The organism is Rhodovulum imhoffii (assembly GCF_003046545.1).
In the GTDB taxonomy this organism is placed as follows: Bacteria; Pseudomonadota; Alphaproteobacteria; order Rhodobacterales; family Rhodobacteraceae; genus Rhodovulum; species Rhodovulum imhoffii.
The window spans coordinates 191,927-203,738 of the sequence record NZ_QAAA01000003.1; the positions used below are offsets into that span (position 1 = coordinate 191,927).

An 11,812-nucleotide genomic window follows, 5' to 3' on the forward strand; every position below is an offset into this window, starting at 1 on the left:
ATTGGGTTGCCATACAGGAGTTCGTCTCATTTTGAAAGAACGGATATGGCGTTGCGGCAAGGCCCCAAACGCGAAAACGCGCCCGGATCGGGCGCGTTCCAAAAGCCTTGGGCCCAAGGCTCAGCGGCGAATGCCGAGGCGCTTGATGAGGTCGCGGTAGCGGTCCTCGTTCTTGGCTTTCAGGTAGTCCAGCAGGTTGCGGCGCTGGGCGACCAGCTTCAGAAGCCCACGGCGGGAGTGGTTGTCCTTCTTGTGGGTTTTGAAATGCTCGGTCAGCGTGGAAATACGGCTGGTCAGGATGGCCACCTGAACCTCGGGTGAGCCGGTGTCGCCGTCCTTGGTGGCGTATTCCCCAATCAGGCGGTTCTTTTCTTCGGCAGTGATCGACATCGGGGTCTCCTTTCCCTTGTTCATGGCACAAGCCGGGATGTCGTCCAGCAGGGCCCGTGGAGAGATACGCGCCTATACTGGATTCGCCTGGGGAAAGAAAGGCCCTATTGCGGTTTGATGCCGGACTGGATCTCGCGCGCGATTTCGCTGGCCCAATCTCCGATGATCGGGATGAAATCGATCTGCGAAAGCGAATAGGCGATCGCCGATACGATGATCGTCCCGCCGGCCACGGTCCCGAACCCCATCGCCAGGCCGCGCAGAACCTGCACGCCCATAAGCCGCCAGATCGAGTTGTGCACCCGGATGAAGCGATGCTGGTTCAGGGTCGATACCTCGGCGCGCAGGGCGGCGATTTCCTCGCGCAGGGCATCGATGGTCGGGTCAGGGTCTTGCACGCGACGGGTCCGGTTTCGTTGTACTCGCCATCAGCCTAATGTGCCCGCGCGCCGGGGCCAAGACCTATCCGCCCCATGGGGCAGGCTGCTGGCTGTAGGCGATGTAAAGCGGGTGCTTCGGGTGCCCGGCCTTGCTCAGCCCCAGGTGCCAGAGCGGCTGGCCGGTCGTGCGCAGCAGGCGTTCCACCCGCGGGCCGCGGTCAAGATGGGCGCCGTGGGTGCCCCAGGCGCAGATGATCTGGTCCGCCCACGGGGCGCTCCCCACGATTGCGGTATCGTTTTGCGGGCCGACGGGGTCGGGGGCGGCGCGCATCACCTTCGGGTCGGTGGCGCGGAAGGCGAAGATGTTCGTCACCCGGAAGGCGCCGAACCCCAGTGCGCGCGCGCGTCGCTCACAGCGTTCGACCGTGGGGTCGTTCTGCACCTCCGTCGCGGTGGAGGGGTTGAGCATCACGAACAGTGCCCGCCGGCCCTGCGGGTTCCAGACGCGGGTCAGCAGGTAACGATAGGTCTCACAGTCGGAATATACGGCGGTGGAGGCGGCATCGTCCTTCTGGTGGCGGCGGGTGATCATGGTCGGGTGTTGAACACCCGGCCGGGGTGCAACTCGCCGCTTTTGTAGATGCCCACGGCCACGGCCCGCCCATCCAGCGAGGCCCAGGCCTCCTCCCCGTAGCCGGCGTCCGAGGCGATCACGAGGCCGGGGTTGCCGTTGCGCAGCCGGGCCGCGCCCTCATGGGTGGTGGGCAGTTCGGGCAGATCGGCCAGGCCCGCCTCCAGCGGGTGAAGGTAGGTGTCCAGTTCGGACGACTTGGCCAGATCCCCGATCAGATCCATGGATACGCCGTCCTCGGCATCGAACGGGCCGGACCAGATCCGGCGCAGTTCCGTCACATGCCCGTGACAACCCAGCGCGGTGCCGAGGTCCCGCGCGACGGACCGCACATAACCGCCTTTGCCGCAGACCATCTCCAGCACGGCGTGGTCGGGGTCGGGGCGCTCCAGCAGCACAAGGCTTTCGACATAAAGAGGGCGCGCGGCGATTTCTACGTCTTCCCCCGCACGGGCCAGTGCATAGGCGCGCTCACCGTCGATTTTCACGGCGGAGAATTTCGGCGGCACCTGCATGATGTCCCCTTCGAAGGAGGCCAGGGCGGCGGCAATTTCCGCATCTGACGGGCGCAGATCGGAGGTGGCGATCATCTCGCCCTCGGCGTCGTCGGTGTTGGTGGCCCGCCCCAGCCGCACGGTAAAGCGGTAGGCTTTCAGCGCGTCGGTGATATAAGGCACGGTTTTCGTGGCCTCGCCCAGCGCAATGGCCAAAACCCCGGTGGCGGCCGGGTCCAGGGTGCCGGCATGGCCCGCCTTTTTGGCATCGAAGGCCCAGCGGACCTTGTTGACCACCGCATTCGAGGTCATGCCGGCCGGTTTGTCTACCACCAGCCATCCCGATATGTCGCGTCCCTTGCGGTTGCGTCCCACGTGATACCCTCCTCTTGTCTTGCGGCGCCGCGTGCTACCCGAACGCGGGCCGGGCGTCAACGCGGCGCATCCGTGACCACACCCACGATCGGCCCCATTGGGAACCCGCCATCGGCACGGCCCAGATCGGGCGCGTACAGCCTTGAAATCCTGCCATCGAGATAGAGCGCCTGCGGGGTTTTCAGCACGTCGCGGAACAGGCGGCCGAATTCGTGGAAGGTGACCGGCCTGTCTGAAATGGCGAAATGCACCACGCCCCGATCATCCACACCAACCCCGTTTCGAACGTTGCGCGACGTGCTGTCGGGCAGGAATCGCGGGTGCAGCTTTCCCGCGATTACCAGCATCGGGCCGGACTGGGTCGCATGGCGGCAGGCCGCGGGGGTTTGCGCAAAGGCGCGCGACTCCACGACCTGCGCGCGGTCCGCGCCGACGCAAAACACGCCGTTGGGCAGCATCCCGAAATTCCCCGGCCCGGCAGAGGTCACCACGCGGGCCTGCGCCTCGCCGTTCTCGATGTAAAGCCCCACGGGCGCGCGGTCGGGATGATACATGCCCGCGTTCATTGCAAAGGCCAGCGCCTTGCCCTCCCCGGCCAGCATGTCGTTCACGCGGGAGAAGCTGCCCAGGACCTGCCCATCGGGGGAAAGACGAAACAGGCGGATTTCGGTCGCGGTGGGGTCGGCGCTGCATACGGTGTAGCCCCGGCCTTCATGGGTTACCTCGCGACACCCGGCCTGTGCGATGTCGGCCAGCATGAACGCGGCCAGCATGAACGCGGCCAGCGCGGTGGTGGGCCGCCTACGCATCCTCATCGGGGGCGGCGATGTCCCGGCGCACGGTGTCCTGGGCAAGCAGGCGGCGGGTTTCGTCCATGCGGTCGAAGGTTTCATCCAGAACGAAGCGCAGTTCGGGCGCGAATTTCAATGTCAGCTTGCGCGACACCAGGCGGCGCAACTCACCCTTGTTGCGGCGCAGGGCGTCCAGGGCTTCCTGTGCGTTGTGCCCGCCAAGGGGCAACACGAAGGCGGTGGCCACTTTGAGGTCGGGCGAGGTGCGCACCTCGCCCACGGTGATGGACATGCGGGTCAGTTCCGGGTCGTGCACATCGCCGCGCGCCAGCACCTCCGACAGGGTGCGGCGGATCAGTTCCCCCACGCGCAACTGGCGCTGGCTGGGACCTTGGGATGAAAACTTGTCTTTGGCCATAGCGCCGCCTTAGGCCAAGACAGCCCATTGCACAAGCGCCTTTGCAAAGCGGGCAGGGCCGGGCTACACCGCTGGCGGAAATTTGCAAAGGAGGGTCCCATGGCCGATCTGCCGGGAATCGTCATCATGGGGGTATCGGGCCGGATGGGCCAGATGCTGACCCACACCGTTCTGGAAAGCGGCAAAGCCCGCCTCGTGGGGTGCGTGGAGCGACCGGGGCACCCCTGGGTTGGGCAGGATGTGCGTGCGGCCATGGGGGGGGTGCCGGTGGGCGTGACGGTCACGGATGAACCCATCGACGCCATCGCTCAGGCGCAGGCGGTGATCGACTTCTCCACCCCCGCCGCCTCGGTCGGCATTGCCCGCCTGGCCGCGCAGGCCCGCGCCGTACACGTGATCGGGACGACGGGATTTTCCCCTGAGGACCTGGAACAGATTCGTCTCGCCGCACGCCACGCGATCGTGGTGCGGGCGGGCAACATGAGTCTGGGCGTCAACCTTCTGGTCCAACTGACCCGCAGGGTCGCCGCCGCGCTGGATGCGGATTTCGACATCGAGGTGATCGAGGCCCATCACCGCCACAAGGTCGATGCGCCCTCGGGCACGGCTCTGATGCTGGGGCAGGCGGCGGCGGAGGGGCGCGGTGTGGCGCTCGATGAGGTGTCCGAGCGTGGGCGCGATGGCCTGACCGGCGCACGGGCGCGCGGGGCGATCGGCTTTTCGGCCATCCGTGGCGGGGACATCGTGGGCGAGCATGACGTCGTCTTCGCCGGAGAGGGGGAGCGGATCGTCCTGCGTCACGTTGCGACGGACCGTGCCGTTTTCGCCCGCGGGGCGCTGAAGGCGGCGTTGTGGGGGCAAGACAAGAAACCCGGCGAGTATGACATGCTGGATGTGCTGGGCCTCTGAGCCATCCGGGGCAGCGGCTTCGGCGTTCTCCCGCAAAGGGTGGGCCAGGAACGTTCGTTCGCCGTCTTGTTTCTGTTTTGCGCGCCGATATATGCGGAGAACTTTGTGCCTGTCGATACGCGGGCGGGGGGTCTCGCGCTCTTTCAGGGTAAGATCCTTACCCGTTCGGCGTGAGCCTGTGCGTCAGCCCCGGCGGACCGATTGCCGGTCGTGTCTTCGGGCGCGGGGTGAGCGGGCAGTGGCTCTGACATGGCGGATATTTCTGCCGGGAAATCGACCACGGCGACGGCCGCCTCCATTCGGCTGCCAGATGGTACAGGTGCGGGGCAACGCCTTACGCATCACCGCCAATGAGGCGAGGGGCCGTGGCGGTCCTGCATCTGAAGTGATCAGAAATCGACGGCGATGCCTTTGCGTTCCCAATCGCCATAGCGGACCGGTTCCGGGCCGACGCGCCCGCCATATTCAGGGGGAAGATCCATCTTCGCGGCGGTTTTGCGGCGTTCCTCGGCTTCTTGCAAGGCACGCTGCGCCGCGGCAGGCAGGTCTTTGCGATCGGGCTGTGTCATGGCAGGCTCCTTGAGTGACCTCGGGGGATGATATACGCCCCGATTGCAACGAAACAAGCCGGGGGCCGGTATGGCAGGACAGTCTGACACAGGGCGCGCGGCGGCGCTGGCGCTTCTTCAGGGGGTGCTGGATGAAAAACGTCTGCTGTCCGAAATTGCCCCCGATGCCGCGTTGGCCCCCGCCGGAAAGGCCCGGGCCCGGCGGCTGGCGCAGACGACGCTGCGCCATGTGGGGCGGGCGGATGCGTTGCTCAAACCCCATCTGCGCCGCTTGCCTCCGCCGGTGGTGCGCCAGATCCTGCGGATGGCGGTGGTCGAGATGCTGGAGGAGGGGGCGCCCCCCCACGGTGTGGTCAATGCGGCGGTCAGCCTGACCCGCGCCCAGCCCAACATGGGGGCCATGGCGAATTTCGTGAACGCGGTTCTGCGCAAGATGGGCCAGACCGACCCGGCCCGCTGGAATGCCCTGCCGCCCCAGCGCCTGCCGGGCTGGCTGCGGGGGCGGCTCGACAGCGCGTGGGGGCGCAAGGCGGTGGAGGCGATGGAGGCCGCCCATGCCCGCGCCGCGCCGCTGGACCTGACCCCGCGCGACGGCGATGCCGGGGCGCTGGCTGCGGCCACCGGCGGGCAGGTTCTGCCCACGGGCAATGTACGGCTGGCGGGCGGGCAGGTGTCGGCCTTGCCGGGTTACGATACCGGGGCATGGTGGGTGCAGGATGCCGCCGCCGCATTGCCCGTGCGCCTTCTGGCCCCGCAACCGGGGGAGCGCATCGCGGATCTGTGTGCCGCACCGGGGGGCAAGACGTTGCAGCTTGCCGCCGCCGGAGCGCGGGTGAGGGCGCTGGACATTTCTGCCGCCCGGCTGGCGCGTTTGCGGGAAAACCTCGCCCGAACGGGGTTGGCGGCCGATGTCGTCGAGGCCGATGTCCTGACATGGCAGCCCGACGTGCCGCTGGACGCGGTCTTGCTGGATGCGCCCTGTTCGGCCACGGGCACGATCCGGCGCCATCCGGATTTGCCTTTCGTGAAAACCGCCAGGGGGATAAGGCCGCTCTTCGATGTGCAGGCGCAGATGATCGATCGTGCCCTGAATATGGTGCGCCCCGGCGGGCGGCTGGTGTATTGCACCTGCTCACTTCTGCCCGAAGAGGGTGAGGCCCAATTGGCCGCCGCGCTGGAGCGTCATCCGGGGCTGGGCCTCGCCCCGGTGGAGGTCGATGTGCCGGCGCACTGGCGCGCCCCCGGCGGGGGAATGCGCCTGCGCCCGGACGACTGGTCCGACATTGGCGGGCTGGACGGGTTCTTCATGGTGGCCCTGCGCAAACCGGGTTGAGGCAAAAGGGATGTTCTCACCGCCTCCGGGATGCGCTATGCCGAGGGCGCCCGGCCCTGAGCCGTGCGCCTCGTGCACCCGACCCGTTGCAACCTAAGGACGACCCGATGACCGACCTCGTGCCCCTGCGCCGTGCGCTGCTTTCCGTTTCCGACAAGACCGGCCTGATCGGTCTGGGCAAGGCTCTGGCCGACAGGGGGGTGGAACTGCTGTCCACGGGCGGTACGGCGAAGGCCCTGAGGGAAGCCGGGCTGGGGGTGCTGGACGTGGCAGAGGTAACCGGCTTTCCGGAGATGATGGATGGCCGGGTGAAAACCCTCCATCCGATGGTGCATGGCGGGTTGCTGGCCCTGCGCGACAACCCCGACCATCTTGCCGCCATGGACAAGCACGGCATCGGCGCGATCGACCTTCTGGTGGTGAACCTTTACCCGTTCGAGGAAACCGTGGCCAGAGGCGCCGAGCACGCCAGCTGCGTGGAAAATATCGACATCGGCGGTCCGGCGATGATCCGCGCCGCGGCCAAGAACCATGCTTTCGTCAGCGTTGTCACCGATACGCAGGATTACGCCGCGCTTCTGGAGGAACTGGCAGCCCATGACGGGGCGACATCTTACGCCTTCCGGCAAGGGCTGGCGCAAACCGCCTATGCCCGGACCGGGGCCTATGACGCGGCGGTATCCGGCTGGATGGCGGAGGCGCTGAATCAGCCCGCCCCGCGTCGCAGGGTGGTGGCCGGGACCCTGGCCCAGACCCTGCGCTACGGTGAGAACCCGCACCAGTCGGCGGCGTTCTACGTGGATGGTTCGGCCCGCCCCGGTGTCGCGACCGCGAAACAATGGCAGGGCAAGGAACTGTCATATAATAACATCAACGATACCGATGCCGCGTTCGAACTGGTCAGCGAGTTCCTGCCCGCCGACGGCCCGGCCTGTGCGATCATCAAGCACGCAAACCCCTGTGGGGTGGCCCGCGGCGCGTCTTTGAAAGAAGCCTATCGGCGCGCCTTCGACTGCGACCGCACATCGGCCTTCGGAGGCATCGTCGCCCTGAACATGACGCTGGATGCCGAAACCGCGACGGCGATCGCTGAAATCTTCACCGAGGTGGTCATTGCCCCCGGCGCCGATGACGCCGCCCGGGAAATTTTTGCCAGAAAGAAAAACCTGCGCCTTCTGACAACCGGGAGCCTTGCCGATCCGGCCACGGCCAGCCTGACGCTGCGCCAGGTCTCCGGCGGGTTTCTCGTGCAGGACAAGGACAATGGCCGCCTTGCCGTGGGGGACCTGAAAGTGGCGACCAAACGCGCCCCGTCGGAAGAGGAACTGGCCGATCTGCTGTTTGCATGGAAAGTGGCCAAGCATGTCAAGTCCAACGCCATCGTTTATGTGAAGGATGGCGCGACCGTGGGGGTTGGCGCCGGGCAGATGAGCCGTGTGGACAGCACCCGCATCGCCGCGCGCAAGGCGCGGGACATGGCCGAAGCGATGGGGCTGGGCACGCCGCTGACGCAAGGCTCCGTCGTGGCGTCGGACGCGTTCTTTCCGTTCCCCGACGGGCTGCTGAGCGCGGCCGAAGCCGGGGCGCGCGCCGTGATTCAGCCGGGCGGATCGATCCGCGACGATGAGGTCATCGCCGCCGCCGATGAGGCCGGGCTTGCCATGGTTTTCACCGGCATGCGCCACTTCCGGCACTGAAGCCATGGGGCTCGTGACGCGCGCGGCGCTGATCCTCTTTGTCCTGGACCAGGCGGTAAAAATTTTCGTCGTGCAATGGCTCGGTCTTGCGCACCGCCTGGCGATCGATGTCGTGCCGCCCTTTTTCAACCTGCGCATGGCCTGGAACCGGGGGATGAATTTCGGGCTCTTTGCCAATGATGCCGGGATCGTCCGCTGGGGCCTGGTCGTTATTGCGCTTGCGGTTTCGGCATGGGTGCTGTGGTGGGTGCGCCGCCTTCCGCAACGCCCGGCGGTGTTGATTTCGGCCGGGGTTCTGGTTGGTGGCGCGCTGGGTAATGCGGTGGATCGCGTCGTTTACGGTGCCGTGGCCGATTTTATAAATATGTCGTGCTGCGGCCTGACCAATCCATTTGCCTTTAATCTGGCGGATATCGGTATTTTCGCGGGAGCGTTCGGGCTGGTCCTGTTTTCCGGGCGTGACAAAGTCTCGTGACGCGCCGCGTTGCATCGGTTAAGAAACGCGGAAGGCCGGAAAGGGAGAAAACCATGCGCCGAGCGCCCAGCATCGTGATTTCCATGTTTTTGGCCACTGCTGTGCTGGCCGGATGCAGCCGCGATGGTGCGCCGCAACTCATGAATCTGTCCAGCGGCAAGCGCGCCCCGGACGAGTTCGCGGTGCTTCCCGGCAAGCCGCTGGAGATGCCACAGGACGTGGCGGCGCTGCCCGAACCGACACCCGGCGGTGCCAACCGCACAGATCCGACCCCCCATGCCGATGCCGTCGCCGCGCTGGGCGGCAACCCTGCCCGTGTGGCCCGCAGCGGGGCCGTGCCGGGGGGAGATGCGCGGCTTGTGAGCTATGCCTCCCGCCATGGGGTGCAGGGAAATATCCGGGAAACGCTGTTTGCCGAGGATGTCGAATATCGCCGGCAAAACAACGGCCGCCTGCTGGAGCGGGCGTTGAATGTAAACGTTTATTACCGCGCCTACCGGGACCAGTCGCTCGATCAGCATGCGGAACTGGAACGCTGGCGCCGCGCGGGCGCGCGCAATGTGGGGGCGCCGCCGCGGCAGGTGGGTGAGTAAGCTCACATCTGTGTTGGTTTGGCTTGAACCCTGTGCTGCGGGGCGTAGCTTAGGACCAGTTTTGTCCAGAGGTGCCCATGCTGCGTATTTTCGTTCTCTGCCTTGTCCTTGCCTGCCCCCTGCAGGCCGCGCCGGTTACCAGCTTCAGCCTTGAGAATGGCCTTCAGGTCGTGGTGATTGAGGATCACCGCGCCCCTGTCGCGGTCAACATGGTCTGGTATCGCGTCGGGGCTGCGGACGAAGCGCCGGGGAAATCCGGGCTGGCACATTTTCTCGAACACCTGATGTTCAAAGGAACGGATACGGTCGGACCGGGGGAATTTTCGGCTACGGTTGCGGCGCAGGGGGGGGCTGATAACGCGTTCACCTCCTGGGATTATACGGCTTATTATCAACGCTTTGCTGCCGACCGGCTGGAGATGATGATCCGCATGGAGGCAGACCGAATGGCCAATCTGCGCCTTGCACAGACCGATGTGGAGACCGAGCGCGAGGTGATCCTGGAAGAACGCGGCCAGCGCACGGATAACGACCCCGGCGCGTTGTTCAGCGAACAGCGCCGGGCGGCGCAGTTTCTCAACCATCCCTACGGCATCCCGATCATCGGCTGGCGCCATGAGATGGCGGCCCTGACGCGGGAGGATGCGCTGGCCTTCTATCGCGCCCATTACGTGCCGGACAACGCGGTTCTTGTGGTTGCGGGCGATGTGGACCCGCAGGCGGTACGCCAGATGGCGCAGGCCCATTTCGGCCCTCTGGCCGCCGCCGGGGTCATGCCGCGCCAACGCCCGCAGGAACCGCCCCAGATTTCCGCACGCCGGCTGACGCTGGTGGATGCGCGGGTGGGGCAGCCCTATCTCGCGCGCAGTTACCTGGCGCCGGGGCGGGGTCCGGGGGCGCAGGAGCGTGCGGCGGCATTGGTTTATCTGGCGGAGCTTTTGGGCGGCGAAGGGGCCGATTCCCGTTTGGGGGAGGCGCTCCAGTTCGATCGACAGCTGGCGGTTTACACCGGTGCGTTCTATGACGGGCTGACGCGCGACGACACGGAGTTCAGCTTTGTCGTCGTTCCCGCAGCGGGTGTGGGCCTGGCGCAGGCCGAGGCCGCGCTGGACGAAGTTCTGGCGGAGTTCCTGCAAAACGGGGTCACGCCGGAGCGGTTCGGGCGTGTCAAGACCCGCCTGCGTGCCGCAGATATCTATGCCCGCGACAACGTGCAGGACTTGGCCTATCTCTACGGTCAGGGGTTGGCCATCGGCCTGTCGGTGGAAGATATCGCCGCGTGGCCCGGCCTGTTGCAGCAAGTCACGCCAGAGGATGTGATGGAAGTCGCCCGCATCGTGCTGCGCCCGGAGGCGGCGGTGACGGGATATCTTGCCCGGCCGGAACAGGAGGCTTCCCAATGATCCGGTTTTTTGCCCTTGTCCTGATGCTGGCGTCGTCCCTGATGCTTGCGTCGCCCCTGCGCGCCGAAATCGCGGTGCAGGAGATTACCTCCCCCGGCGGGGTGCAGGCGTGGCTGGTGGAAAGCCATGACATTCCCTTCCTCGCGCTGGAGATTCGCTTTCGGGGGGGGGGCAGCCTGGACGCGCCCGGCAAACGCGGAGCGATCAACCTGATGACCGCGCTGCTGGAAGAAGGGGCGGGCCAGCGTGACGCACGGGCCTTTGCCCGTGCCCGAGATGAGTTGGCAGCCAGCTTTCGATTCCGTGCTTCCCAGGATGCGGTGGCCGTTTCAGCCAGGGTGCTGACCGAAAACCGCGCTGCCGCACTGGAGGTGTTGCGACAGGCGCTGACCGAACCGCGCTTTGACAGCGATGCGGTGGAGCGTGTACGGGCCCAGGTTCTGGCCGGGTTGCGCGCCGGTGAGGCCGATCCGAATACCATCGCCGCGAACCGTTTCGCGGAACTGGCCTTCGGAGGGCACCCTTATGGCAGTGCGCTGGATGGCACCCCCGACAGTGTCGCCGCGCTGACGCGTGCGGATTTGCAGGAGGCCAAAGCGCGGGCTATGGCCCGGGACCGTCTGTTCGTTGCCGCAGCGGGCGACATTACGGCCGCAGAGCTTGGTCCGCTTCTGGATGCCCTGTTCGCGGGGCTGCCCGAAGCCGGCGCGCCGCAGCCCGGCCCGGCGGACCTGTCCCTGCCCGGCGGAGAAACGGTGATCCCGTTCGAGACACCGCAATCGGTGGCCTTGTTCGGACAGCGCGGGCTGGCGCGGGAGCACCCGGATTTCTTTACCGCCTTCGTGATCAACGACGCCCTTGGCGCGGGGAATTTCTCTTCCCGCCTGATGCAGGAGGTTCGGGTGAAGCGCGGCCTGACCTACGGTGTCTATTCCTACCTTGCGCCGATGGATCATGCCGCGATGATTTACGGGCGCGTGGCCTCGGCCAACGGGCGCATCGCCGAAGCGATCGGGGTCATCAGGCAGGAATGGCGCCGTATGGCCGGTGAGGGGATGACCGCGCAGGAGCTGGAGCAGGTCAAGACGTATCTCACCGGGGCCTACCCGCTGCGTTTTGACGGTAACGCCAATATTGCGCGTATCCTCGTGGGAATGCAGATGGAGGGGCTCGACCCCGCGTATATCGCCACCCGCAATGACCGCATTCGTGCCGTCACCGTGGAAGATGTCGGCCGGGTGGCGCGCGAATGGCTGGACCCCGCCGGTCTGCATTTCGTTGTGGTCGGTCAGCCGGAGGGGCTGAAGGGGGCAGAGTGATCCTGTGGCCGAATCGGCGTGGGGCGTGCTAGTTG

General features: G+C 66.3%; 14 protein-coding genes. 7 read left to right on the forward strand and 7 right to left on the reverse strand.

Features of this window, described 5'->3' with window-relative positions; all coding sequences use genetic code 11:
• Positions 1–120 precede the first annotated feature (120 nt).
• The 6 genes from rpsO to rbfA form a co-directional block, all read right to left on the reverse strand.
• Positions 121–390 (reverse strand): 30S ribosomal protein S15, encoded by a 270-nt coding sequence (gene rpsO / locus C8N32_RS04045; protein ID WP_107891183.1) that lies wholly within the window; start codon positions 388–390, stop codon positions 121–123.
• A gap of 104 nt (positions 391–494) precedes the next feature.
• On the reverse strand, positions 495–788 hold the full coding sequence (locus C8N32_RS04050) for a DUF5665 domain-containing protein (protein ID WP_107891184.1): 294 nt from the start codon (positions 786–788) through the stop codon (positions 495–497).
• 64 nt (positions 789–852) lie between these two features.
• On the reverse strand, positions 853–1,362 hold the full coding sequence (locus tag C8N32_RS04055) for a DUF1643 domain-containing protein (RefSeq protein ID WP_107891185.1): 510 nt from the start codon (positions 1,360–1,362) through the stop codon (positions 853–855).
• Positions 1,359–2,270: a tRNA pseudouridine(55) synthase TruB gene (gene truB / locus C8N32_RS04060; RefSeq protein WP_107891186.1), complete on the reverse strand. Its 912-nt coding sequence runs from the start codon at positions 2,268–2,270 to the stop codon at positions 1,359–1,361. Before truB ends, C8N32_RS04055 begins: the two co-directional genes overlap by 4 nt.
• Positions 2,271–2,326: 56 nt before the next feature.
• Positions 2,327–3,079, reverse strand: coding sequence for a phosphodiester glycosidase family protein (locus C8N32_RS04065; RefSeq protein ID WP_420853812.1), 753 nt, complete (start codon positions 3,077–3,079; stop codon positions 2,327–2,329).
• On the reverse strand, positions 3,072–3,479 hold the full coding sequence (gene rbfA, locus C8N32_RS04070; protein ID WP_107891187.1) for a 30S ribosome-binding factor RbfA: 408 nt from the start codon (positions 3,477–3,479) through the stop codon (positions 3,072–3,074). Before rbfA ends, C8N32_RS04065 begins: the two co-directional genes overlap by 8 nt.
• Before the next feature lie 99 nt (positions 3,480–3,578).
• On the opposite strand from rbfA, the gene dapB reads away from it, so the two are divergent.
• Positions 3,579–4,388 (forward strand): 4-hydroxy-tetrahydrodipicolinate reductase, encoded by an 810-nt coding sequence (dapB, locus tag C8N32_RS04075; protein WP_107891188.1) that lies wholly within the window; start codon positions 3,579–3,581, stop codon positions 4,386–4,388.
• A gap of 389 nt (positions 4,389–4,777) precedes the next feature.
• Here dapB and C8N32_RS04080 read toward each other — a convergent pair whose 3' ends face one another.
• Entirely contained in the window at positions 4,778–4,957 is a 180-nt protein-coding gene (locus C8N32_RS04080; RefSeq protein ID WP_107891189.1) for a DUF1674 domain-containing protein, read from the reverse strand.
• Positions 4,958–5,027: 70 nt separating this feature from the next.
• On the opposite strand from C8N32_RS04080, the gene C8N32_RS04085 reads away from it, so the two are divergent.
• The 6 genes from C8N32_RS04085 (at position 5,028) to C8N32_RS04110 (ending at position 11,777) form a co-directional block, all read left to right on the forward strand.
• On the forward strand, positions 5,028–6,290 hold the full coding sequence (locus C8N32_RS04085) for an RsmB/NOP family class I SAM-dependent RNA methyltransferase (RefSeq protein ID WP_107891190.1): 1,263 nt from the start codon (positions 5,028–5,030) through the stop codon (positions 6,288–6,290).
• 107 nt (positions 6,291–6,397) lie between these two features.
• Positions 6,398–7,987: a bifunctional phosphoribosylaminoimidazolecarboxamide formyltransferase/IMP cyclohydrolase gene (gene purH, locus C8N32_RS04090; RefSeq protein WP_107891191.1), complete on the forward strand. Its 1,590-nt coding sequence runs from the start codon at positions 6,398–6,400 to the stop codon at positions 7,985–7,987.
• 4 nt (positions 7,988–7,991) lie between these two features.
• Positions 7,992–8,462: a signal peptidase II gene (gene lspA / locus C8N32_RS04095; protein WP_107891192.1), complete on the forward strand. Its 471-nt coding sequence runs from the start codon at positions 7,992–7,994 to the stop codon at positions 8,460–8,462.
• Between the two features lie 53 nt (positions 8,463–8,515).
• Positions 8,516–9,055 carry a DUF3035 domain-containing protein gene (locus tag C8N32_RS04100; protein WP_107891193.1) on the forward strand — a complete coding sequence of 180 codons (540 nt, stop codon included), beginning with the start codon at positions 8,516–8,518 and terminating at the stop codon, positions 9,053–9,055.
• A gap of 77 nt (positions 9,056–9,132) precedes the next feature.
• Positions 9,133–10,458, forward strand: coding sequence for a M16 family metallopeptidase (locus C8N32_RS04105; protein WP_107891194.1), 1,326 nt, complete (start codon positions 9,133–9,135; stop codon positions 10,456–10,458).
• Positions 10,455–11,777, forward strand: coding sequence for a M16 family metallopeptidase (locus C8N32_RS04110; RefSeq protein ID WP_107891195.1), 1,323 nt, complete (start codon positions 10,455–10,457; stop codon positions 11,775–11,777). The genes C8N32_RS04105 and C8N32_RS04110 overlap by 4 nt, the downstream gene beginning before the upstream one ends.
• The last annotated feature ends 35 nt before the right edge of the window (positions 11,778–11,812 follow it).